22 protein-coding genes and 1 pseudogene are annotated in these 23300 nt (G+C 70.9%); 17 read left to right on the top strand and 6 right to left on the bottom strand.

The annotated features are described in order from the left end of the window. Positions 1–16: 16 nt before the first annotated feature. From ACFV7R_RS02370 to ACFV7R_RS02360, 3 genes are all read right to left on the bottom strand, one after another. Positions 17–2383: a Tex family protein gene (locus ACFV7R_RS02370; RefSeq protein ID WP_385258942.1), complete on the bottom strand. Its 2367-nt coding sequence runs from the start codon at positions 2381–2383 to the stop codon at positions 17–19. A 99-nt stretch (positions 2384–2482) separates the two neighbouring features. Next, complete coding sequence (locus tag ACFV7R_RS02365; protein WP_165396478.1) at positions 2483–2620, bottom strand: LPFR motif small protein; 138 nt, start codon at positions 2618–2620, stop codon at positions 2483–2485. A 129-nt stretch (positions 2621–2749) separates the two neighbouring features. Continuing rightward, positions 2750–3505 carry an enoyl-CoA hydratase/isomerase family protein gene (locus ACFV7R_RS02360; RefSeq protein ID WP_385258940.1) on the bottom strand — a complete coding sequence of 252 codons (756 nt, stop codon included), beginning with the start codon at positions 3503–3505 and terminating at the stop codon, positions 2750–2752. A 245-nt stretch (positions 3506–3750) separates the two neighbouring features. On the opposite strand from ACFV7R_RS02360, the gene ACFV7R_RS02355 reads away from it, so the two are divergent. Further along, on the top strand, positions 3751–4260 hold the full coding sequence (locus ACFV7R_RS02355) for an ATP-binding protein (RefSeq protein ID WP_385259718.1): 510 nt from the start codon (positions 3751–3753) through the stop codon (positions 4258–4260). 3 nt (positions 4261–4263) lie between these two features. On the opposite strand, the gene idi is transcribed toward ACFV7R_RS02355, so the two are convergent. The 3 genes from idi to galE form a co-directional block, all read right to left on the bottom strand. After that, positions 4264–4857, bottom strand: coding sequence for an isopentenyl-diphosphate Delta-isomerase (gene idi / locus ACFV7R_RS02350; RefSeq protein WP_385258937.1), 594 nt, complete (start codon positions 4855–4857; stop codon positions 4264–4266). A gap of 219 nt (positions 4858–5076) precedes the next feature. Beyond that, complete coding sequence (locus ACFV7R_RS02345; RefSeq protein ID WP_385258934.1) at positions 5077–6015, bottom strand: cation diffusion facilitator family transporter; 939 nt, start codon at positions 6013–6015, stop codon at positions 5077–5079. 136 nt (positions 6016–6151) lie between these two features. Next, positions 6152–7123, bottom strand: a complete 972-nt coding sequence (gene galE, locus ACFV7R_RS02340) for a UDP-glucose 4-epimerase GalE (RefSeq protein ID WP_385258932.1) — start codon at positions 7121–7123, stop codon at positions 6152–6154. Positions 7124–7430: 307 nt separating this feature from the next. On the opposite strand from galE, the gene ACFV7R_RS02335 reads away from it, so the two are divergent. The 16 genes and pseudogenes from ACFV7R_RS02335 to ACFV7R_RS02260 all read left to right on the top strand — a co-directional run. Further along, positions 7431–9203 carry a DUF5941 domain-containing protein gene (locus ACFV7R_RS02335; protein WP_385258929.1) on the top strand — a complete coding sequence of 591 codons (1773 nt, stop codon included), beginning with the start codon at positions 7431–7433 and terminating at the stop codon, positions 9201–9203. Continuing rightward, positions 9200–9961 (top strand): sugar phosphate nucleotidyltransferase, encoded by a 762-nt coding sequence (locus tag ACFV7R_RS02330; protein ID WP_385258928.1) that lies wholly within the window; start codon positions 9200–9202, stop codon positions 9959–9961. The genes ACFV7R_RS02335 and ACFV7R_RS02330 overlap by 4 nt, the downstream gene beginning before the upstream one ends. After that, positions 9949–11010 carry an iron-containing alcohol dehydrogenase family protein gene (locus tag ACFV7R_RS02325; RefSeq protein WP_385258925.1) on the top strand — a complete coding sequence of 354 codons (1062 nt, stop codon included), beginning with the start codon at positions 9949–9951 and terminating at the stop codon, positions 11008–11010. The genes ACFV7R_RS02330 and ACFV7R_RS02325 overlap by 13 nt, the downstream gene beginning before the upstream one ends. Further along, positions 10988–11767: a CDP-alcohol phosphatidyltransferase family protein gene (locus tag ACFV7R_RS02320; protein ID WP_385258923.1), complete on the top strand. Its 780-nt coding sequence runs from the start codon at positions 10988–10990 to the stop codon at positions 11765–11767. The genes ACFV7R_RS02325 and ACFV7R_RS02320 overlap by 23 nt, the downstream gene beginning before the upstream one ends. 5 nt (positions 11768–11772) lie before the next feature. Then, positions 11773–12645, top strand: a complete 873-nt coding sequence (locus tag ACFV7R_RS02315) for a glycosyltransferase family 2 protein (RefSeq protein WP_385259715.1) — start codon at positions 11773–11775, stop codon at positions 12643–12645. A gap of 98 nt (positions 12646–12743) precedes the next feature. Next, positions 12744–13673, top strand: coding sequence for an ABC transporter permease (locus ACFV7R_RS02310; protein WP_385258920.1), 930 nt, complete (start codon positions 12744–12746; stop codon positions 13671–13673). Beyond that, positions 13666–14445 carry an ABC transporter ATP-binding protein gene (locus ACFV7R_RS02305; protein WP_385258918.1) on the top strand — a complete coding sequence of 260 codons (780 nt, stop codon included), beginning with the start codon at positions 13666–13668 and terminating at the stop codon, positions 14443–14445. Before ACFV7R_RS02310 ends, ACFV7R_RS02305 begins: the two co-directional genes overlap by 8 nt. A 382-nt stretch (positions 14446–14827) precedes the next feature. After that, entirely contained in the window at positions 14828–15730 is a 903-nt protein-coding gene (gene hpnC, locus ACFV7R_RS02300; protein ID WP_385258915.1) for a squalene synthase HpnC, read from the top strand. Continuing rightward, entirely contained in the window at positions 15727–16677 is a 951-nt protein-coding gene (gene hpnD, locus ACFV7R_RS02295) for a presqualene diphosphate synthase HpnD (protein WP_385258913.1), read from the top strand. The genes hpnC and hpnD overlap by 4 nt, the downstream gene beginning before the upstream one ends. Then, on the top strand, positions 16677–16817 hold the full coding sequence (locus tag ACFV7R_RS02290; RefSeq protein WP_224733932.1) for a DUF6380 family protein: 141 nt from the start codon (positions 16677–16679) through the stop codon (positions 16815–16817). Before hpnD ends, ACFV7R_RS02290 begins: the two co-directional genes overlap by 1 nt. Continuing rightward, entirely contained in the window at positions 16814–18223 is a 1410-nt protein-coding gene (gene hpnE, locus ACFV7R_RS02285; RefSeq protein ID WP_385258910.1) for a hydroxysqualene dehydroxylase HpnE, read from the top strand. Before ACFV7R_RS02290 ends, hpnE begins: the two co-directional genes overlap by 4 nt. A gap of 86 nt (positions 18224–18309) precedes the next feature. Further along, complete coding sequence (locus tag ACFV7R_RS02280) at positions 18310–19374, top strand: polyprenyl synthetase family protein (protein ID WP_385259712.1); 1065 nt, start codon at positions 18310–18312, stop codon at positions 19372–19374. A 120-nt stretch (positions 19375–19494) separates the two neighbouring features. Continuing rightward, a complete protein-coding gene (gene shc / locus ACFV7R_RS02275) occupies positions 19495–21486 on the top strand; it encodes a squalene--hopene cyclase (protein ID WP_385258908.1) in 1992 nt (663 codons plus the stop codon). After that, positions 21486–22127, top strand: a complete 642-nt coding sequence (locus ACFV7R_RS02270; RefSeq protein ID WP_129802430.1) for a 1-hydroxy-2-methyl-2-butenyl 4-diphosphate reductase — start codon at positions 21486–21488, stop codon at positions 22125–22127. Before shc ends, ACFV7R_RS02270 begins: the two co-directional genes overlap by 1 nt. 5 nt (positions 22128–22132) lie before the next feature. Then, positions 22133–23155: an adenosyl-hopene transferase HpnH gene (hpnH, locus tag ACFV7R_RS02265; protein ID WP_129802431.1), complete on the top strand. Its 1023-nt coding sequence runs from the start codon at positions 22133–22135 to the stop codon at positions 23153–23155. 4 nt (positions 23156–23159) lie between these two features. After that, positions 23160–23300, top strand: a pseudogene (locus ACFV7R_RS02260) (4-hydroxy-3-methylbut-2-en-1-yl diphosphate synthase); the annotation flags it as partial.

Here is a 23300-nt window from a genome sequence, read left to right as displayed (position 1 = left end):
GGGCCGGGCCCGCGTTTCAGCTCCGGCCCTTCTTCGGGTCGAGCAGCCCCGCCCGGCGCAGGGCGTCGGCCATCGCGCTGTTCGCCGGGGCCGGCGCCTGGCGGCCGCCGGCCCCGCCCCCACGACCGCCCTGCCGCTGCTGCGGCGGACGCCCGCCGCCCCGCTGCTGCCGGCGCTCGCCGGACGGCTGACCCTGCGGGGCCGCCTCGTCGTCCAGCCGCAGCGTCAGCGAGATCCGCTTGCGCGGAATGTCGACGTCGAGCACCTTCACCTTGACGATGTCACCCGGCTTGACGACGTCGCGCGGGTCCTTGACGAACGTCTTCGACATCGCCGAGACATGCACCAGACCGTCCTGGTGCACGCCGACGTCGACGAACGCGCCGAACGCGGCCACGTTGGTCACGACACCCTCCAGGACCATGCCCGCCTGCAGGTCGGAGATCTTCTCGACGCCCTCCTTGAAGGTGGCCGTCTTGAACGCGGGCCGCGGGTCGCGCCCCGGCTTCTCCAGCTCCTTGAGAATGTCGCTCACGGTCGGCAGACCGAACGTGTCGTCCACGAAGTCCTGCGGCCTCAGCGAGCGCAGCACGCCCGTGTTGCCGATCAGCGACGCCACCTCCTGGCCGGAGGTCTTCACCATGCGCCGGACGACCGGGTACGCCTCCGGGTGCACGCTGGAGGCGTCCAGCGGGTCGTCCCCGCCGCGGATGCGCAGGAAGCCCGCGCACTGCTCGTACGCCTTCGGCCCCAGCCGGGCCACGCCCTTCAGCTCCGAACGGGACTTGAACGGGCCGTTGGCGTCGCGGTGCGCCACGATGTTCTCGGCGAGTCCGGAGGAGATGCCGGAGACGCGCGCGAGCAGCGGTGCGGACGCGGTGTTCACATCGACGCCCACGCCGTTCACACAGTCCTCCACCACCGCGTCCAGCGAACGCGACAGCTTCACCTCGGACAGGTCGTGCTGGTACTGGCCCACACCGATCGACTTCGGGTCGATCTTCACCAGCTCGGCGAGCGGGTCCTGCAGGCGGCGCGCGATCGACACCGCGCCACGCAGCGACACGTCCATCTCGGGCAGCTCCTGCGAGGCGAACGCCGACGCCGAGTACACGGAGGCGCCCGCCTCGGACACCATCACCTTGGTGAGCTTCAACTCCGGGTGCTTGCTGATCAGTTCACCGGCGAGCTTGTCCGTCTCGCGCGACGCCGTGCCGTTGCCGATCGCGACCAGCTCGACCGCGTGCTCCTTGGCGAGCCGGGCCAGCTTGGCAATGGCCTCGTCCCACTTGTTGGCCGGGACGTGCGGATAGATCACGTCCGTGGCGACGACCTTGCCCGTGGCGTCCACCACGGCCACCTTCACACCCGTACGGAATCCGGGGTCCAGGCCCAGCGTCGCGCGCGTGCCCGCCGGGGCGGCGAGGAGCAGGTCCCGCAGGTTCGCCGCGAACACGCCCACCGCCTCGTCCTCGGCCGCGGTACGCAGCCGCAGCCTCAGGTCGATGCCGAGGTGGACGAGGATGCGGGTCCGCCAGGCCCAGCGGACCGTGTCCAGCAGCCACTTGTCGGCGGGGCGCCCGCGGTCGGCGATGCCGAACCGGTGCGCGACGATGCCCTCGTACGAAGACGGCCCCTCGGTGGGCTCCTCCGGCTCCAGGACGAGGTCCAGGATCTCCTCCTTCTCGCCGCGCAGCATGGCCAGGATCCGGTGCGAGGGCAGGTCGGTGAACGGCTCGGCGAAGTCGAAGTAGTCCGCGAACTTCGCGCCCGCCTCCTCCTTGCCCTCCCGCACCTTGGCAGCCAGCCGGCCGCGCACCCACATCCGCTCGCGCAGCTCGCCGATCAGGTCGGCGTCCTCCGAGAACCGCTCGGTGAGGATGGCGCGGGCGCCGTCGAGCGCGGCCTGCGGATCGGCCACGCCCTTGTCGGCGTCCACGAACGCGGCGGCCGCGGCGAGGGGGTCGACGGCCGGATCGCCGAGCAGCCCCTCCGCCAGCGGCTCAAGACCGGCCTCGCGCGCGATCTGTGCCTTCGTACGCCGCTTCGGCTTGTACGGCAGATAGATGTCCTCCAGGCGCGCCTTCGTCTCGGCGCCCCGGATCTGCGCCTCGAGCTCCTCGGTGAGCTTGCCCTGCTCGCGCACCGACTCCAGGATCGCCGTCCGCCGCTCCTCCAGCTCCCGCAGGTAGCGCAGCCGCTCCTCGATCGTGCGCAGCTGCGCGTCGTCGAGCATCTCGGTCGCTTCCTTGCGGTAGCGGGCGATGAAGGGCACCGTCGAACCGCCGTCGAGCAGCTCCACGGCAGCCTTGACCTGCCGCTCCCGTACGCCGAGCTCCTCGGCGATCCTGCCTTCGATGGACCCTACGAGGGGTGTCGTCACGATCCCGTACCGCCTTCTCCACTTCGGGTTGCGCGGCAATTGTGGCAGGTGGCACCGACAGCGGGGGACCAGGGCGGAAATGCGGCGGGGCGGCGGCCGTCAGACGTGCCGCGCGCCGCGCCGGCCGGACCCCGAGGCTCCGCCTAGCAGGCGGGCCAGCGCCCGGAACGGCAGCGTCACCACGGTGGCGACGGCACCGCCGATCTGCCGCAGGACATCAGCGAGAGCGCGGAACACGGGAATCTCCTTTCGTCTTCGCCATGCTCACCAGGACCAGGCAACGTTCACCAGGACCAGGTGACGTCCGGGTACCGCACCCGTCGTCGACCATGCACCCGGCACGCGCGAGTGCCGGACGGGGCCGCTTCATTCTGACGTGGACACGCTCCACGTGAAGCGCGGCTGCCGGCGCTCCAGGAACGCGGTGACGCCCTCCGCGGTGTCGGTGTTGCCGCGCGCCCGGTCCGCCCAGTGGGCGTCCCGGTCGGTGCGTCCGTCGGCGAACTCCTTCGCCGCGGCCTGCGTCAGCTGTGAGCGCAACACCAGTGTTCGGGCGAACTCGGCCACGCGCTTGTCGAGTTCGCCCTCGGGCAGCACCTCGTCGACCAGCCCCGTGCGCAACGCCCGCTCGGTGCCGATCAACTCGCCCGAGTACAGCAGGTACTTGGTGGTGGCCGGACCGACCAGCGCCACCAAACGCCGGGTGGTGGAGGCCGGATACACGATCCCCAGCTTCGCCGGTGTCACCCCGAACAGCGTGCCCTCCTCCGCGAACCGCAGATCGCAGGCCGCCGCGAGCTGTGCCCCGCCGCCCACACAGTGCCCGCGGATCGCCGCCAGCGTCGGCTTCGGAAACGCGGCAAGGGCCTCCTCGGCCTGCACGGCCAGCGCCTGCGCCGTCTCCGGCGAGTCCTGGAGCGTGGAGATGTCGGCCCCTGCGCAGAACGTGCCCCCCGCCCCCGTCAGCACCAGGGCGCGTACGTCCGGATCGGCGGCCAGGGCGTCGAGCAGCGGCGGCAGCGCCTGCCACATCGCGGCCGTCATGGCGTTGCGCTTGGCGGGATGATCGATCACGACGGTGGCCACCGAGTCGGCGACCCGGTGTGACAGCTGGGGCTCCATGCGCGGGATGCTAGCCGCAGCTACCTCAGCTGCTGTGTTCCGGGCACTGCAAACCCGTACAACCCGAAGAGTTCGCAAAGCCTGCATGAGTGGGACAGGAGCAGTCCCACAACTGACCGTGTCATACGCCAACGGTCAGAAGTGTTCGATAACAGCTGACTTGTGTTCAGGTCTCCGGCATGGAGAGGCTCGTTACCAACACTCGACGTGTGGTGACAATCGAGCACAAGGGTGGCGACCGGACGATGGAGAACCACGGGCGCGGGTCCGCCCCACGCCCAGAAGGCGGCGCGGATGCACCGGTCGAACCGAGGACGCGCGAGCCGCTGCCGTTCGAGGGCGTGTGGCGGTTCACCGCTCCCGCCGTCGACGCCTCGGTCCCGCAGGCCCGGCACGCGGTACGGGACCTGCTGATCCGCCAGCGGGTCCCGGTCTCGGACGAGCTGGCCCAGGGCCTGTTGCTGATCATCTCGGAGCTGGTCACGAACGCCGTCCGGCACGCGGCGCTGCTGTCGCCGATGCTCGCCGTGGAGGTCGCCGTCGGCGCCGAGTGGGTGCGGGTGTCCGTGGAGGACAACCACCCCTACCGTCCCACCGCCCTCGAGGCCGACCACGGCCGGACGGGCGGCCGGGGCCTGCTCCTGGTACGGGAGGTCACCCGGGAGGCGGGCGGCGTGTGCGACGTCGAGCACACGGCGAGCGGCGGCAAGGTGATCTGGGCCGCCCTGCCGCTCGACCACGCCCGGCTGCTGTGAGGGTCACCAACCCGCGGACGGGCCGGTCAGCTCCCTGATCGCGGGGCGGGCCGCGTCCAGCACCGTCATGAACCAGGACGAGAAGGTGTCCTTGGCGTGCCGCTCGGCCAGCTCGTCGGGGGTGACGAAGGCCGTCGCGTGCACCTCCTCCGGATCCGGCCGGAGCGGCGCCTGCACCAGGCCGACGAAGAGATGGTTGTACTCCTGCTCCACCAGGCCCGAGTGCGGGTCCGGGTGGTTGTAGCGGACGGTGCCCGCCTCGGCGAGCAGCGCCGGGGAGGCCCCGAGCTCCTCGTACGTCCGCCGGGCCGCCGCCGCGAACGGCGCCTCGCCCGGGTACGGGTGGCCGCAGCAGGTGTTGGACCACACGCCGGGGGAGTGGTACTTGCCCAGCGCCCGCTGCTGGAGCAGCAGCCGGCTGTAGTCGTCGAACAGGAAGACCGAGAACGCCCGGTGCAGCTGTCCCGGGGGCTGATGGGCGGCGAGCTTCTCCGCGGTGCCGATCGTCACGCCGTCCTCGTCTACCAGTTCCAGCAGGATCGCTTCCGCGGTGCCGTTCGACGAGCTGTGCGTCGCGGTGGCAGGTGTGATCGGCATACCCATCCTTCGCCTCGTTCCTCGCGCCCCAGTCTGCCGTACGAATCCGGCACTCCCGGCACTTCCCGGCGCGTCGGCACCGGAAGAGGGGCCCGGTAGGTGATCGTGCCCGGCGCGGATCGGGGAGAACCGCCCGCGACGGGGGCGTACGACTACCAGGACGCGATCGCGCGCCGGACCGATGCGCTCCGCCCCCGACGGATCACCGGTGGCCGGGCGTCAGTAGCACAGCCGGGCCTCGTGTTCCGCGTGCCCGCTCGGCTCCAGCTGGAAGGTGCAGTGCTCCACGTCGAAGTGGTGGCCCAGGCAGCCCTGCAGTTCGTGCAGCATCTTCTCGTGCCCTATCGCGTTCAGGACGTCGGAGCGGACCACCACGTGCGCGGACAGCACCGGCATGCCCGACGTGATCGTCCAGGCGTGCAGGTCATGGACGTCCTCCACGCCGTCCAGCGCCAGCATGTGGGCCCGGACCTCCGCCATGTCGACGCCCTTGGGGGCCGACTCCAGCAGTACGTCGAGGGTCTCGCGCAGCAGCTTCAGCGTCCGCGGCACGATCATCAGGCCGATGACGAGCGAGGCGACCGGGTCGGCGGTCTGCCAGCCGGTGGTGAGAATCACCACCGCCGAGATCAGCACCGCGACCGAGCCCAGCGCGTCGGCCGCGACCTCCAGGAAGGCACCGCGCACGTTCAGGCTCTCCCGCTGACCGCGCACGAGCAGCGTGAGCGAGATCATGTTCGCGCCCAGACCGATCAGACCGAACACAACCGTCAGCCCGCCCTCGGTGCCGGCCGGCGTGATGAACCGCTGGATCGCCTCGTACAGGACGTACCCGCCGACCCCGAGCAGCAGCAGACAGTTGGCGAGCGCGGCGAGGATCTCGGCACGGGCGTATCCGAAGGTGCGGTTCGCGCTCGCCGGGAGGTTGGCGAAGTGGATCGCGAGCAGGGCCATGCCCAGGCCGACCGCGTCGGTCGCCATGTGCGCGGCGTCCGCGATCAGCGCGAGGGAGTCCGCGAGCACGCCGCCGACGATCTCGACCACCATGACGGTGAGCGTGATGCACAGCGCGATCCGCAGCCGGCCGCGGTACGCCGCGGCCGCCGTGCCGCTGACCGGCGCGGCGTGTGCATGCCCGTGATCGTGCCCAGCCCCCATGAAAAGCCGCCCTCCTGCGATCGGTCCGAGACCACAGTGAACTACGGGCGGGGGACATCGGGCAACGCGGCACTGAACACCGTTGTCATATGCTCTGACCTGCGCAAACGAACAGCAGGTCAGAGTGCTTCGGTGATCATCCGCCGTGGTGCAGCAGCCATCCCCGCCAAGCCGAGCCGACCATCTCGCGCACCCCGCGCCGGGCCGTCCAGCCCAGCTCCTGCGCCGCCAGTTCGGCCGAGGCGACCGCACGCGGGGCGTCCCCGGGGCGACGCGCCTCGACGACTGCCGGACGCGTGTCCCCGGTCACCTCACCGATCAGCGTGACCAGCTCGCGCACCGAGACGCCCTCGCCCCGGCCGATGTTCACCGTGAGGTCGCCCGCGGCGTCCGGTGCGGACAGCCGCCGGGCCGCCGCGAGGTGGGCGTCGGCGAGGTCGGCGACATGGATGTAGTCGCGGATGCAGGTGCCGTCCGGCGTCGGGTGGTCGTCGCCGAAGATCCGCGGTGCCTGGTCGCGGGTGAGCCGGTCGAAGACCATGGGGACCACGTTGAAGACACCGGTGTCGGCCAGCTCCGGCGTGGCAGCGCCCGCCACGTTGAAATAGCGCAGGCACACCGTCGCGATCCCGTGCGCCCGGCCTGCCGCCCGCACCAGCCGTTCACCGGCCAGCTTGGTCTCGCCGTACGGACTCATCGGGGCGCACGGAGTGTCCTCCGTGATGAGTTCCACATCCGGATTGCCGTAGACGGCCGCCGACGAGGAGAACAGGAACCGTTCGATTCCGGCTTCGGCGACCGCGTCGAGCAGCGTCGCCAGTCCGCCCACGTTCTCCCGGTAGTACCGCGTCGGCTGCGCCACGGACTCGGCGACCTGCTTGCGCGCGGCGAGATGCACCACACCCGTCACCGCATGCTCGGCGAGGACCCGCTTCAGCAGTGCCTCGTCCATCGACGACCCGCGAACCAGCGGGACGTCCGCCGGGAGCCGCGCCGGAACCCCGGCCGACAGGTCGTCCAGCGCGACCACGCGCTCCCCGGTCCCGGCCATGGCCCACGCCACATGTGCCCCGATGTATCCGGCACCGCCGGTGATCAGCCATGTCATGGCAGCCCACCCTAAGCCCGGCCGAAAGAGCCATCGGCTCCCACCAGGGCGCCGGATGCCGTGAATGCCCGTTCTGGGAGCGCGATTTTGTGCGGCGGGCCCGGCATCCCTGATGATGATCGACGCGGAGGTCCCAGCAGACCGTGTCGACCGGGCCATGAACGGCCGGTGAACACGGGCTTGTCATCATCCGATAGCCTCTGCCGACATGTCGCCCGCCTGGCGCAGCCGATCACGCGGCCCGGGGGCGGCCTCCACCATGCACACGGCCGACGTGGATGCGTCGGCACCCAGGGAGTGAGTTCGGTTGTCGACCGCCATCCTCACCGGCCAGCCGGTCCCCGGATCGTCGATCGAGGACGATCTGCGGTCCCTCGGCTTCGAGGTGCGCAGCGCCGCCGACCCGGCCGCCGCCGAGACCCTCCTCGCCCAGGTGCCGGCCGACGAACGGGTTGCCGTGGTCGACGCGGGTTTCGTCGGTCACCTGCACGCCCTGCGCCTCGGCCTCACCGACCCCCGCTTCCCGCTCGCCGCGATCCCGGGCGCCGTGACGGCCCAGCCGGCCGGCCGCCGGGCACTGACCCGCGCGCTGGCCCGCGAGAACTCGGCCGGTGCCGGGGCGACCCTCGTCGGCAGCCTCGCCGACCGTATCGTCACCGCCCTCGACGCCGATGTGCACCGTCCCGAGCTCGGCAGTCTGGTCGCCGCGGTCCCCGCCGACCCGCAGGCCCGCAACGAGGCACGGCAGGCCGTCACCGCCGTCGACGACGAGGCCGTACGTCTGAAGTCGGCCGTGAAGGCCCGCGACGGCTTCTTCACCACCTTCTTCGTCAGCCCTTACTCCCGCTACATCGCCCGCTGGTGCGCCCGCCGCGGCCTCACCCCCAACCAGGTCACCACCGCCTCCCTCGTCACCGCCCTGATTGCGGCGGCCTGCGCGGCCACCGGCACCCGGGGCGGCTTCGTCGCGGCCGGCGTCCTGCTGATCGCCTCCTTCGTGCTGGACTGCACCGACGGCCAGCTCGCCCGCTACTCGCTCCAGTACTCCACCCTGGGCGCCTGGCTGGACGCGACCTTCGACCGGGCCAAGGAGTACGCCTACTACGCGGGCCTCGCGCTCGGTGCGGCCCGTGGCGGCGACGACGTGTGGGCCCTCGCACTCGGCGCGATGGTCCTGCAGACCTGCCGGCACGTCGTCGACTTCTCCTTCAACGAGGCCAACCACGACGCCACGGCCAACACCAGCCCCACCGCCGCCCTCTCCGACAAGCTGGACAGCGTCGGCTGGACGGTGTGGCTGCGCCGGATGATCGTCCTGCCGATCGGCGAACGCTGGGCGCTGATCGCCGTCCTCACGGCGGCCACCACCCCGCGCATCACCTTCTACGTGCTGCTGATCGGCTGCGCCTTCGCGGCCACGTACACCACGGCGGGCCGCGTCCTGCGGTCGCTGACCCGCAAGGCCCGGCGCACCGACCGCGCGGCGCAGGCGCTGGCCGACCTCGCGGACAGCGGTCCGCTCGTGGAACTGCTGAAGCGCGCCGCCCCACGCTTCCCGGCACCCCTCAGCGCTGCCGTCGGCGGTCTCCTCGTAGTGATCTCCGCCGCAGTCTGGGGCGCCGCATGGCCGACCCTGCTGTGCGCGATCGCGTACGCCGCCCTGTCCGCCGTCGCCGTCGCCCGCCCCCTCAAGGGCGCCCTGGACTGGCTGGTTCCGCCCTTCTTCCGGGCCGCCGAGTACGGCACCGTCCTCATTCTGGCGGCTGAATCAGAGGTGAACGGGGCACTTCCCGCTGCTTTCGGGCTGGTTGCGGCCGTCGCCTACCATCACTACGACACGGTCTACCGCATCCGCGGCAACGCGGGTGCGCCCCCGCACTGGCTGGTGCGGGCGATCGGGGGGCATGAGGGCCGGACGCTGGTGGTCACCGTGCTTGCCGTGCTGCTGACCGCCGCGCAGTTCGAGGTCGCGCTCACGGTCCTCGCCGTGGCCGTTGCCCTGCTGGTGCTCGCCGAGAGCATCCGCTTCTGGGTGTCCGCAGGGGCCCCCGCCGTACACGACGAAGGAGAACCCGCATGATCGGCCTCGTGCTGGCGGCCGGCGCCGGCCGGCGTCTGCGCCCCTACACCGACACCCTGCCCAAAGCACTGGTGCCGGTGGGGCCCGCGGGCCACGAGGACGGGACCGACGGGATCACAGTTCTCGACCTGACCCTCGGCAACTTCGCCGAGATCGGCCTGACCGAGGCCGCGATCATCGTCGGCTACCGCAAGGAGGCCGTCTACGAGCGCAAGGCGGCCCTGGAGCGGAAGTACGGCCTGCGGCTCACCCTCATCGACAACGACAAGGCCGAGGAGTGGAACAACGCCTACTCCCTGTGGTGCGGCCGTGACGCCCTCAAGGACGGCGTGATCCTCGCCAACGGCGACACCGTCCACCCGGTCTCCGTCGAGAAGACGCTGCTCGCCGCCCGCGGCGACGGCAAGAAGATCATCCTCGCCCTCGACGCCGTGAAGTCGCTGGCCGACGAGGAGATGAAGGTCGTCGTCGACCCCGCCAAGGGCGTCCAGAAGATCACCAAGCTGATGGACCCGGCCGAGGCCACCGGCGAGTACATCGGCGTCACCCTCATCGAGGGCGACGCCGCGCCCGAGCTGGCCGACGCCCTGCGCACGGTGTGGGAGAACGACCCCCAGCAGTTCTACGAGCACGGCTACCAGGAGCTCGTGAACCGCGGCTTCCGGATCGACGTGGCCCCGATCGGCGACGTGCCGTGGGTCGAGATCGACAACCACGACGATCTCGCCCGGGGACGGGAGATCGCGTGCCAGTACTGACCCGGCTCATACCCTCGCCGGTCGTCGTGGACATCCGCCCGGGTGCCCTCGACGACCTGGCCGGCGTGCTCGCCGACGAACGCATCTCGCACTCGGGCAAGCTCGCCGTCGCCGTCAGCGGCGGCTCCGGCGCCCGGCTGCGCGACCGGGTCGCCCCGCAACTGCCCGGCGCCACCTGGTACGAGGTCGGCGGCGGCACCCTGGACGACGCCGTCCGGCTGGCCGCCGAGATCAGGGCCGGCCACTTCGACGCGCTCGTCGGCCTCGGCGGCGGCAAGATCATCGACTGCGCCAAGTTCGCCGCGGCACGTGTGGGCCTGCCGCTGGTCGCCGTCCCCACGAACCTCGCGCACGACGGCCTGTGCTCGCCGGTCGCCACCCTCGACAACGACGCCGGCCGCGGCTCGTACGGCGTGCCCAACCCGATCGCCGTCGTCATCGACCTCGACGTCATCCGCGAGGCCCCGGTCCGTTTCGTCCGGGCCGGCATCGGCGACGCCGTCTCCAACATCTCCGCGATCCGCGACTGGGAGCTGGCCAACCGCGTCAAGGGCGAGAAGATCGACGGCCTCGCCGCCGCCATGGCCCGCCAGGCCGGCGAGGCGGTGCTCCGGCATCCCGGCGGCATCGGTGACAACGACTTCCTCCAGGTACTGGCCGAGGCGCTGGTCCTCAGCGGCATCGCCATGTCCGTGTCGGGCGACTCCCGCCCCTCCTCCGGCGCCTGCCACGAGATCAACCACGCCTTCGACCTGCTGTTCCCCAGGCGCGCCGCCGCCCACGGCGAGCAGTGCGGGCTGGGCGCGGCCTTCGCCATGTACCTGCGCGGAGCCCACGAGGAGTCGGCCTGCATGGCCGAGGTGCTGCGTCGGCACGGACTTCCGGTGCTGCCGGAGGAGATCGGCTTCACGGACGACGAATTCGTCCGCGTCGTGGAGTTCGCTCCGCAGACCCGGCCCGGCCGCTACACGATCCTCGAACACCTCGACCTGACCACCGACCAGATCAAGGACATCTACGCCGACTATGTCAAGGCCATCGGTAGCTGAACTCCGCCCCGTCGTTCACCCCGCGGGGGTGAAGGACCGGCGCAGCGGTGAGCACTGGATGGGACGCCTCTACATGCGCGAGGTGTCCCTGCGGGTCGACCGCTACCTGGTGAACACCAGGGTCACGCCCAACCAGCTCACGTACCTGATGACCGTCTGCGGTGTCCTCGCGGCCCCGGCACTCCTGGTGCCGGGGATCCCCGGGGCGGTGCTCGGCGTGATCATGGTCCAGCTCTACCTGTTGCTGGACTGCGTCGACGGCGAGATCGCGCGCTGGAAGAAGCAGTACTCGCTGGGCGGTGTCTATCTGGACCGCGTCGGCGCCTACCTCACCGATGCCGCGGTCCTCGTCGGCTTCGGCCTGCGCGCCGCCGACCTGTGGGGCAGCGGCCGTATCGACTGGCTGTGGGCCTTCCTCGGCACCCTCGCCGCCCTCGGCGCCATCCTGATCAAGGCCGAGACCGACCTCGTCGGTGTCGCCCGCCACCAGGGCGGACTGCCGCCGGTCAAGGAGGCTGCCTCCGAGATGCGCTCCTCCGGCATGGCGCTCGCCCGCCGCGCCGCGGCCGCGCTCAAGTTCCACCGCCTGATCCTCGGCATCGAGGCGTCCCTGCTGATCCTGGTCCTGGCGATCGTCGACCAGGTCCGCGGCGACCTGTTCTTCTCCCGGCTCGGCGTCGCGGTGCTGGCCGGCATCGCGCTGCTGCAGACCGTGTTGCACCTCGTGTCCATCCTCGCCTCGAGCAGGCTGAAGTGAGCGGCATGAAGGTCGGGGCGGTCATCATCACCATGGGCAACCGCCCCGAGGAGCTGCGCGCCCTGCTCGACTCGGTCGCCAAGCAGGACGGCGACCCGATACCCGTGGTCGTCGTCGGCAACGGCTCACCCGTGCCCGAGGTCCCCGAGGGTGTCCGCACGGTCGAACTGCCCGAGAACCTCGGCATTCCCGGCGGCCGCAACATCGGTATCGAGGCCTTCGGCCCCAGCGGCCGCGACGTCGACATACTGCTGTTCCTCGACGACGACGGCCTGCTCGCCCGCACCGACACCGCCGAGCTGTGCCGCCAGGCCTTCGCGGCCGACCCGAAACTCGGGATCGTCAGCTTCCGCATCGCCGACCCGGACACCGGCGTCACCCAGCGCCGCCACGTCCCCCGGCTGCGCGCCTCCGACCCGATGCGCTCCTCCCGGGTCACCACCTTCCTCGGCGGCGCCAACGCCGTCCGTACCCAGGTCTTCGCCGAAGTCGGCGGCCTTCCGGACGCATTCTTCTACGCCCACGAGGAAACCGACCTCGCATGGCGGGCCCTCGACGCGGGCTGGATGATCGACTACCGGTCCGACATGGTGCTGTACCACCCGACGACCGCGCCCTCGCGGCACGCGGTCTACCACCGCATGGTCGCCCGCAACCGCGTCTGGCTCGCCCGCCGCAACCTGCCCGCCCCCCTGGTGCCGGTCTACCTGGGCATCTGGCTGCTGCTCACCCTGCTGCGCCGCCCCTCGCGGCCGGCTCTGCGAGCATGGTTCGGCGGGTTCCGGGAGGGCTGGCGCAGCCCGTGCGGCCCCCGCAGGCCCATGAAGTGGCGTACGGTGTGGCGGCTGACCCGGCTGGGCCGACCTCCTGTCATCTGACAAGCTCGTCCCTGAGAGCATTCGGGGCGTAACGCTCGGCTCCCGGCCCGTGGCCGGCCAGCACCGGCCGCGCATCTCGAAGACGAAAGTTTCCACCAGTGAGTGAGACAACGCACGACCGCTCAGTCGCGGTGACCGCGCCCGCGTCACCCGACGAGGGACTGACCGCGACGGAGCTCGCGGCGAAGTACGGCCTGTCCGTGAGCGGCGCCCGGCCCTCCCTCGTCGAGTACGTCCGCCAGCTCTGGGACCGGCGTCACTTCATCCTCGCCTTCTCGCGGGCGAAGCTGACCGCCCAGTACAGCCAGGCCAAGCTCGGCCAGCTGTGGCAGGTGGTCACGCCACTGCTGAACGCGGCCGTGTACTTCTTCATCTTCGGGGTGATCCTGGAGGCCGACCGCGGGATGGAACGCGAGGTCTACATTCCGTTCCTGGTCACCGGCGTGTTCGTGTTCACCTTCACGCAGAGCTCGGTGATGGCGGGCGTCCGCGCGATCTCCGGCAATCTGGGGCTGGTCCGCGCCCTGCACTTCCCGCGGGCCTCGCTCCCGGTGTCCTTCGCGCTCCAGCAGCTCCAGCAGTTGCTCTTCTCGATGTTCGTGCTGTTCGCGGTGACCGTTGCCTTCGGCAGCTACCCGGACCTGTCCTGGGTGCTGATCATTCCGGCGCTGGCCCTGCAGTTCTGCTTCAACACCGGCCTCGCGCTGATCATGGCCCGGGCCGGCGCCAAGACGCCCGACCTGGCGCAGCTGATGCCGTTCGTGATGCGTACCTGGATGTACGCGTCCGGTGTCATGTACTCCATCCCGATCATGCTCGCCGACAAGCCGCAGTGGATCGCCGACGTGCTGCAGTGGAACCCGGCGGCCATCTACATGGACCTGATCCGCTTCGCGCTGATCGACGGCTACGGCTCCGAGTGGCTCCCCGAGCACGTGTGGGCGGTCGCGGGCGGCTGGGCCCTCCTCTTCGCCGTCGGCGGCTTCGTGTACTTCTGGAAGGCGGAGGAGAGGTACGGACGTGGCTGAGCGCACCCCCGAGGACCGCATCCCCACCGTCATCGCGGACGACCTGCACATCGTCTACCGCGTCAACGGCGCCAAGACCGGCAAGGGCAGCGCCACCGCCGCCCTCAGCCGCATCCTGAAGCGTGGCGAGGAGCGCGGCGTGCGCAAGGTGCACGCCGTGCGGGGTGTCTCCTTCGTCGCCTACCGTGGCGAGGCCATCGGTCTGATCGGCTCCAACGGCTCCGGCAAGTCGACCCTGCTGCGCGCCATCGCCGGCCTGCTGCCCGCCGAGAGCGGCAAGGTCTACACCGACGGCCAGCCCTCGCTGCTCGGTGTGAACGCGGCCCTGATGAACGACCTGACGGGCGAGCGGAACGTGATCCTGGGCGGGCTCGCCATGGGCATGTCCCGGGAGCAGATCAAGGAGCGCTACCAGGAGATCGTCGACTTCTCCGGCATCAACGAGAAGGGCGACTTCATCACCCTGCCGATGCGCACCTACTCCTCCGGCATGGCCGCCCGCCTGCGCTTCTCCATCGCCGCCGCCAAGGACCACGACGTCCTGATGATCGACGAGGCCCTCGCCACCGGCGACCGCAAGTTCCAGAAGCGCTCCGAGGAACGCATCCGTGAGCTGCGCAAGCAGGCCGGCACGGTGTTTCTGGTCAGTCACAACAACAAGTCGATCCGCGACACCTGCGACCGTGTCCTGTGGCTGGAACGCGGCGAGCTGCGCATGGACGGCCCGACCGACGAGGTCATCAAGGAGTACGAGAAGTTCACCGGCAAGTAGGCCGGTCGTCAGGGGCCTCACCGGAACTGTTCCGGCGAGGCCCTGCGTCGTGTGCAAAGGGGCCCTGAGCCACCGGCAAAGGAAACGTCAACTCCGGCTTGCCGTAGGAATCTTGAGGTCAATCGGTGTGTTGTTGTGATGCGCCGGACACCCCCACGCTCCACGGCGCGTTGTACAACGTAAGCTGTACCGGTGCCGAATCACGGCAAGTAGGGCGATAATGCGCGACACCTACCACCGGGCGGCCGCACGAAACCCGGGCGGCGTGTCCGAAATAGTGCGTATTGGGTCGGCAGTGTAGAACGGGAGATGTGACGGCAATGGCTACGGAAACTCCCCAGCCCCGCGCAGCATGTGCCGTCCCCGCCCCGGGCAGCAAACGGTGACGGGAACCGACACGGCGCGCACGGCCGATCCGGAGCGCGCGACGCTGGACAAGGCCACGGCCGAGAACTTCCCCGTGGCCCCTTTCTTCCTGCCCAGAGCCTGGCGCACCGACCTGATGGCCGTGTACGGCTTCGCCCGACTCGTCGACGACATCGGTGACGGCGACCTGGCCCCCGGCGGCGCCGACGCACGGCTGCTCGGCGTGTCGGCCGACCGGGCCGGGGACCGGTCGGCGCTCCTCGACGCCTTCGAGGCCGACCTGCGCCGTGTCTTCGACTCCACGCCGCGCCACCCCCTGCTGCGTCGTCTCCAGCCGACCGTCCGCCGGTGCTCCCTCACGGCCGAGCCGTTCCTCGGCCTGATCGCCGCCAACCGCCAGGACCAACTGGTCAAGCGGTACGAGACCTACGACGACCTGCTCGCCTACTGCGAGCTGTCCGCCAACCCCGTGGGCCGGCTCGTCCTCGCCGTGACCGGCACCTCCACCCCCGAGCGGATCCGCCGCTCCGACGCGATCTGCACGGCCCTGCAGATCGTCGAGCACCTTCAGGACGTGGCCGAGGACCTCGGCCGTGACCGCATCTATCTGCCCGCCGAGGACATGAAGCGCTTTCATGTCCAGGAGGCGGATCTCGCCACGCCCACAGCGGGCGCGTCGGTGCGCGCACTGGTTGCGTACGAAGCGCAACGCGCCCGCGTTCTCCTGAATGAAGGCGCCCCCCTCGTGGGTAGCGTGCACGGCAGGTTGAGGCTGCTGCTTGCGGGGTTCGTGGCGGGGGGAAGGGCGGCAATCCGTGCGATCGCCGCCGCCGAATACGACGTACTTCCCGGCCCGCCCAAGCCCGGCAAGCTCCAGTTGCTGCGTGAGGTGGGCGTGACTCTGCGAGGAGAGGGGTGATCCGGACCGTGGAGTCGGAACCACACGTGTCCGCACCGGTACTCGCTGCCTACAGCTACTGCGAGGCCGTCACCGGACAGCAGGCCCGTAACTTCGCCTACGGCATCAGGCTGCTGCCGACGCCCAAGCGCCGGGCCATGTCGGCGCTGTACGCGTTCTCCCGCCGCGTCGACGACATCGGCGACGGCGCGCTCACCGACGACGTGAAGATCGACAGACTCGAGGACACCCGGGCACTGCTCACCCGGATCCACGAGGAGGCGGTCGACGAGGACGACACCGACCCGGTCGGCGTCGCCCTCGCTCATGCCGCCCAGCAGTTCCCGATCCCGCTCGGCGGCCTGGACGAGCTCATCGACGGCGTCCTGATGGACGTACGCGGCGAGACCTACGAGACCTGGGACGACCTGAAGGTCTACTGCCGCTGCGTGGCCGGTGCCATCGGGCGGCTCTCGCTCGGCGTTTTCGGAACGGAACCGGGGGCGCGCGGCGCCGAGCGCGCCTCCGAGTACGCCGACACGCTCGGGCTCGCACTCCAGCTCACCAACATCCTGCGGGACATCCGCGAGGACGCCGAGGGCGGACGCACCTACCTGCCCGCCGACGACCTGGCCAAGTTCGGCTGCTCGGCCGGGTTCAGCGGGCCGAAACCGCCGGAGGGCTCCGACTTCGCGGGCCTCGTGCACTTCGAAGTGCGACGGGCCCGCGCCCTTTTCGCCGAGGGCTACCAGCTCCTCCCCATGCTCGACCGGCGCAGCGGCGCCTGTGTCGCCGCGATGGCCGGCATCTACCGCCGCCTCCTCGACCGCATCGAGCGCGAACCGGAAGCCGTGCTGCGCGGCCGGGTCTCACTGCCCGGACGCGAGAAGGCCTACGTCGCCGTGCGCGGTCTGTCCGGCCTGGACACCCGGCATGTGACCCGGCGGTCCGTCAGGAGGCGCGCCTGATGGACAACCTGGGACAGGGTGACGCCACCGGCGAAATGCGGCACGCAACCCTCCGCTGCCGGGCCGCGTCCCAGACTGCAACGACCTGCCGTGGCCGGTTCTCGCGCCGCGGCCGGTACGTGGGGGAGGGTGCACGATGACCGACGGCACGTGGTCGGGGTCCACCAGGGACGCCGTCGTGATCGGCGGAGGGCTCGCCGGTATCACCGCCGCGCTCGCGCTCGCCGACGCCGGAGTGCGCGTCACCCTGCTCGAAGGACGGCCCCGGCTCGGCGGGCTGGCCTTCTCCTTCCAGCGCGGCGAGCTGACCGTCGACAACGGACAGCACGTCTACCTGCGCTGCTGCACCGCCTACCGCTGGTTCCTCGACCGTATCGACGGCGCGGCACTGGCTCCGCTGCAGGATCGTCTCGACGTGCCCGTCCTCGACGTCACCAAGCCCGAGGGCCGGCGGCTCGGCAGGCTGCGGCGCGACGCCCTGCCCGTGCCCCTGCATCTGGGGCGCAGCCTGGCGACGTATCCGCATCTCTCACTCGCCGAGCGTGCCATGGTCGGCCGGGCCGCGCTCGCGCTCAAGGGCCTCGACCTCGCCGATCCGACCCTGGACGCACAGGACTTCGGCAGCTGGCTGACCGCGCACGGTCAGTCGGCGCGTGCCGTCGAGGCCCTGTGGGACCTGGTCGGGGTTGCCACCCTCAACGCGGTCGCGGGCGACGCCTCCCTGGGGCTCGCCGCGATGGTGTTCAAGACCGGTCTGCTGTCCGACCCGGGCGCGGCCGACATCGGCTGGGCGCGCGTCCCGCTGGGCGAACTGCACGACCGGCTGGCCCGCAAGGCGCTCGACTCCGCGGGCGTCCGTACCGAACTGCGCTCACGTGTCACCTCCATCTCCCGGAACTCCCAGTACGAGAACGGGCGTTGGACCGTGCAGGTTCCCGGCGAGGCCATCGAGGCGGACGCGGTCGTGCTCGCCGTACCCCAGCGCGAGACGTACGACCTGCTGCCGGACGGTGCCCTGGACGCCCCCGACCAGCTGCTGCGGATCGGCACCGCGCCGATTCTCAACATCCATGTCGTCTACGACCGCAAGGTGCTCGCCAGGCCCTTCCTGACCGCGCTCGGCACCCCGGTGCAGTGGGTCTTCGACCGCACCGAGGCGTCCGGGCTCGAGCAGGGGCAGTACCTCGCGCTGTCGCAGTCCGTGGCCCAGGACGAGATCGACGCTCCGGTCGCCGAGCTGCGCGAGCGGTACCTGCCCGAACTCGAACGGCTGCTGCCCCGCGCCCGCGGTGCCGAGGTGCGGGACTTCTTCGTGACCAGGGAGCGCACCGCCACGTTCGCTCCCGCCCCCGGCGTCGGACGGCTGCGGCCCGGCGCCCGTACCAAGGCACCCGGCCTGTACCTGGCCGGAGCGTGGACCGCCACCGGGTGGCCCGCGACCATGGAGAGTGCGGTCCGCAGCGGCATCGGTGCGGCGGACGCCGCGCTGAGCGCCCTGGGCCGGCCCCGCCCCCGCCACCTCTTCGACGTCGAGGAGGCGGCCTGATGCCAGTACCGCAACAGGCACTCGATCAGCGCGCGGCAGGCCCCCGCACCCCCGGTACCGCAACAAGAGGAGAGACTGTGCCCACTGTGCCCCCGGCCTCGAAGGCCGCTCGAGAGACCGCGGTGGACGTGACCGCGCTTCTGGAGCGCGGCCGGACCCTGGCCACACCGGTACTGCGGGCGGCCGTCGACCGCCTGGCACCTCCCATGGACACGGTCGCCGCCTATCACTTCGGCTGGATCGACGCCGCGGGCAACCCTGCCGACGGCGACGGCGGCAAGGCCGTGCGCCCCGCCCTCGCGGTGCTGTCCGCCGAGGTCACCGGGGCCGCGCCGGAGGTCGGCCTTCCCGGAGCGGTCGCCGTCGAACTGGTCCACAACTTCTCGCTGCTGCACGACGACCTGATGGACGGCGACGAACAGCGCCGGCACCGCGACACCGTCTGGAAGGTGCACGGCCCTGCCCAGGCCATCCTGGTCGGCGACGCCCTGTTCGCCCTGGCCAACGAGATCCTCCTGGAGCTCGGCACCGTCGAGGCCGGCCGCGCCACCCGCCGACTGACCACGGCGAGCCGCGCCCTGATCGACGGCCAGGCCCAGGACATCTCCTACGAGCACCGCGACCGCGTCAGCGTCGAGGAGTGCCTGGAGATGGAGGGCAACAAGACCGGCGCCCTGCTGGCCTGCGCCAGCTCCATCGGCGCGGTGCTCGGCGGCGCGGACGAGCACACCGCCGACTCCCTGGAGAAGTACGGCTACCACCTCGGCCTCGCCTTCCAGGCCGTCGACGACCTGCTCGGCATCTGGGGCGACCCGGAGGCCACCGGCAAGCAGACCTGGAGCGATCTGCGCCAGCGCAAGAAGTCCCTGCCGGTCGTGGCCGCGCTCGCGGCGGGCGGCGCCGCCTCCGAGCGGCTCGGCGAGATCCTCGCCGCCGACGCCAAGAGCAGCGACTTCGCGAACTTCTCCGAGGAGGAGTTCGCGGCCCGCGCCGCCCTCATCGAGGAGGCGGGCGGCCGCGAGTGGACCACCGAGGAAGCGCGCCGTCAGCACACCATCGCCATCGAAGCTCTCGACGCCGTCGACATGCCCGACCGGGTGCGGCAGCAGTTCACGGCGCTCGCCGACTTCGTCGTCGTACGAAAGAGATGATCACTATCGGCCGAATAGCTCTCGCGTAGTCGCCGGCCGGTGCCGCGGATTCGTGTGTACCGGCCGACGGCGGACCCACAGCAGACGCACCACCGGAAGTGACTGCACGAAGGGGAAGCCATGACAGCGACGACCGACGGAAGCACCGGGGCCCAGCCGCCCCGCGCTGCCGCGGCCAGCGAAACCGACAGCACCACCCCCGAGGCGGCCGGGGGCCGAGAAGCCGCCGTACACGCCGTCCGGCGCGCCACCGACTTCCTGCTGTCCCGGCAGGACGCCGAAGGATGGTGGAAGGGCGACCTCGAGACGAACGTCACCATGGACGCCGAGGACCTGCTGCTGCGTCAGTTCCTGGGCATCCGCGACGAGTCCACCACCCGCGCCGCCGCCCTGTTCATCCGCGGCGAGCAGCGTGAGGACGGCACCTGGGCCACCTTTCACGGGGGACCGGGCGAACTCTCCACCACCATCGAGGCGTACGTCGCCCTGCGCCTGGCCGGCGACGCGCCCGAGGCCCCGCACATGGCGAAGGCGTCGGAGTGGATCCGGGCCCAGGGCGGTGTCGCCGCCTCCCGCGTCTTCACCCGGATCTGGCTCGCCCTGTTCGGCTGGTGGAAGTGGGAGGACCTGCCCGAACTCCCGCCGGAGCTCATCTACTTCCCGACGTGGCTGCCGCTCAACATCTACGACTTCGGCTGCTGGGCCCGGCAGACCATCGTCCCGCTGACCATCGTCTCCGCGAAGCGGCCGGTCAGGCCCGCACCCTTCCCGCTGGACGAGCTGCACACCGATCCGGGTAACCCGAACCCGGTGAAACCCCTTGCACCTGCGGCGAGTTGGGACGGGGCCTTCCAGCGGCTCGACAAGGGCCTGCACGCCCTGCGCAAGGTCGTGCCGAGGAAGCTGCGCAGAGCCGCCATGAACACCGCGGCGCGCTGGATCATCGAGCGGCAGGAGAACGACGGCTGCTGGGGCGGCATCCAGCCGCCGGCCGTGTACTCGCTCATCGCCCTGCATCTGCTCGGCTACGACCTCCAGCACCCCGTGATGCGGGCCGGGCTGGAGTCCCTGGACCGGTACGCCGTCCGGCGCGAGGACGGCGCCCGGATGATCGAGGCCTGCCAGTCGCCGGTGTGGGACACCTGCCTGGCGACCATCGCGCTCGTCGACGCCGGTGTGCCCGCCGATCACCCGCAGCTCGTCAAGGCCGCGGACTGGATGCTGGGCGAGCAGATCGTCCGGCCCGGCGACTGGTCGGTGCGCAGGCCGGGGCTGCCACCGGGCGGCTGGGCGTTCGAGTTCCACAACGACAACTACCCCGACATCGACGACACTGCCGAGGTCGTCCTCGCACTGCGCCGGGTCAGGCACCACGACCCGGAGCGGGTGGAGAAGGCGATCGGGCGCGGGGTGCGCTGGAACCTCGGCATGCAGTCGAAGGACGGCGCGTGGGGCGCCTTCGACGTCGACAACACCAGCCCGTTCCCCAACCGGCTGCCGTTCTGCGACTTCGGCGAGGTCATCGACCCGCCGTCCGCGGACGTCACCGCGCACGTCGTGGAGATGCTCGCGGCCGAGGGCCTGGCCCACGACCCGCGCACCCGGCGCGGCGTCCGGTGGCTGTTGGATCAACAGGAGCCGGACGGCTCGTGGTTCGGGCGCTGGGGCGTCAACTACGTCTACGGCACCGGGTCGGTGGTGCCCGCACTCGTCGCGGCGGGCATCCCCGGTTCGCACCCGGCGATCCGCCGGGCGGTGGCCTGGCTGGAGAGCGTGCAGAACGACGACGGCGGCTGGGGCGAGGACCTGCGCTCCTACCAGGACGTCGAGCGATGGAGCGGCCGCGGCGCCTCCACCGCCTCCCAGACGGCCTGGGCGCTGATGGCCCTGCTGGCGGCCGGCGAGGAGGACTCCAAGGCCGTCGAACGCGGGGTCGCCTGGCTCGCCGCGACCCAGCGGGAGGACGGCTCCTGGGACGAGCCGTACTTCACCGGCACCGGCTTCCCCTGGGACTTCTCCATCAACTACCACCTCTACCGGCAGGTCTTCCCGCTCACCGCCCTCGGCCGGTTCGTGAACGGAGAGCCCTTCGCATCGGCCAAGGGGAGCTGATGAGCACGCCGCCCGCCTCGGCACCGCTGCTGATCGCCTGTGCGCTCGGCATCGAGCGCCTGGCCCTGCGCCTGGGCGACCATGGCGGTGCCGACGGGCCGGTCACCGTCCTGCGCACCGGCATGGGGCCCCGGTCGGCCGAGCGCTCCGTCACCCGGGCGCTGGCCGACCCGGCCCTCACCGAGGCCTCCGTGCTCGCCACCGGCTTCTGCGCGGGGCTGGCCCCCGGCATGCATCCCGGCGACCTGGTCGTCGCCGAGGAGACCCGGCACCCGCACGGCAGCACGCCGTGCGTGGGCACCGAACTGCTCGTCAAGGAACTCATCCGTGCCGTGCCCGGCCGTACCGTCCACACCGGGCCGGTCACCGGCTCCGACCACGTCGTCCGTGGTCAGGAACGTGCCGACCTGCTCGCCACCGGCGCAATCGCGGTCGACATGGAGTCGGCGGCAACGCTTCTGAGCGCGGGGCGCGTGGGTGCGCGTCCGGTTGCGGCCGTCCGGGTGGTCGTGGACGCTCCAGAACATGAGCTCGTCCGGATCGGCACGGTGCGCGGTGGAATATCTGCTTTCCGCGTCCTTCGTTCCATTCTTCCCGCATTCTTTGAATGGCACCGTAATGTGTTGCTCCCCAGGAGGTGAGCCCGATGGCCATGCCGCTGCGTCAGTCCATCAAGGTCGCTACTTACTTGGCTGAACAGAAGCTCCGCAGGCGCGACAAGTTCCCGCTCATCGTCGAGCTCGAACCGCTCTTCGCCTGCAACCTCAAGTGCGAGGGCTGCGGAAAGATCCAGCACCCCGCCGGGGTGCTCAAGCAGCGCATGCCGGTCGCGCAGGCCGTGGGAGCGGTGCTGGAGTCCGGGGCGCCGATGGTGTCGATCGCCGGCGGTGAGCCGCTGATGCACCCCCAGATCGACGAGATCGTGCGCCAGCTGGTGGCCAGGCGGAAGTACGTCTTCCTGTGCACCAACGCCATGCTGCTGCGCAAGAAGATGGACAAGTTCAAGCCCTCGCCGTACTTCGCCTTCGCCGTGCACATCGACGGCCTGCGCGAGCGGCACGACGAGTCGGTCGCGAAGGAGGGTGTGTTCGACGAGGCCGTGGCGGCCATCAAGGAGGCCAAGCGGCGCGGCTTCCGGGTCACCACCAACTCGACCTTCTTCAACACCGACACCCCGCAGACCATCGTCGAGGTGCTCAACTTCCTCAACGACGACCTCGAGGTCGACGAGATGATGATCTCGCCCGCCTACGCCTACGAGAAGGCCCCCGACCAGGAGCACTTCCTGGGTGTGGAGCAGACCCGCGAGCTGTTCAAGAAGGCCTTCGCGGGCGGCAACCGGCGCCGTTGGCGGCTCAACCACTCCCCGCTGTTCCTCGACTTCCTCGAGGGCAAGGTCGACTTCCCCTGCACCGCATGGGCGATCCCGAACTACTCGCTGTTCGGCTGGCAGCGCCCCTGCTACCTGATGAGCGACGGCTACGTGCCGACGTACCGCGAACTGATCGAGGAGACCGACTGGGACAAGTACGGCCGTGGCAAGGACCCGCGCTGCGCCAACTGCATGGCGCACTGCGGCTACGAGCCCACCGCCGTCCTCGCCACCATGGGTTCCCTGAAGGAGTCCCTGCGCGCCATGCGCGAGACGGTCTCCGGAAACCGGGAGTGACGCCATGACCGTCATCCCCCTGGGCCTCCCCGAGGTACCGGTCCGGCCGATCGCCGAGCGCCGGAAGAGCCGGCAGATCCAGGTCGGGTCCGTGGCGGTGGGCGGAGACGCCCCGGTGTCGGTGCAGTCCATGACCACGACCCGT

It is taken from the genome of Streptomyces sp. NPDC059866 (assembly GCF_042731325.1).
GTDB lineage: Bacteria > Actinomycetota > Actinomycetes > Streptomycetales > Streptomycetaceae > Streptomyces > Streptomyces flavusporus.
This window is presented reverse-complemented; position numbering and strand designations above follow the sequence as displayed.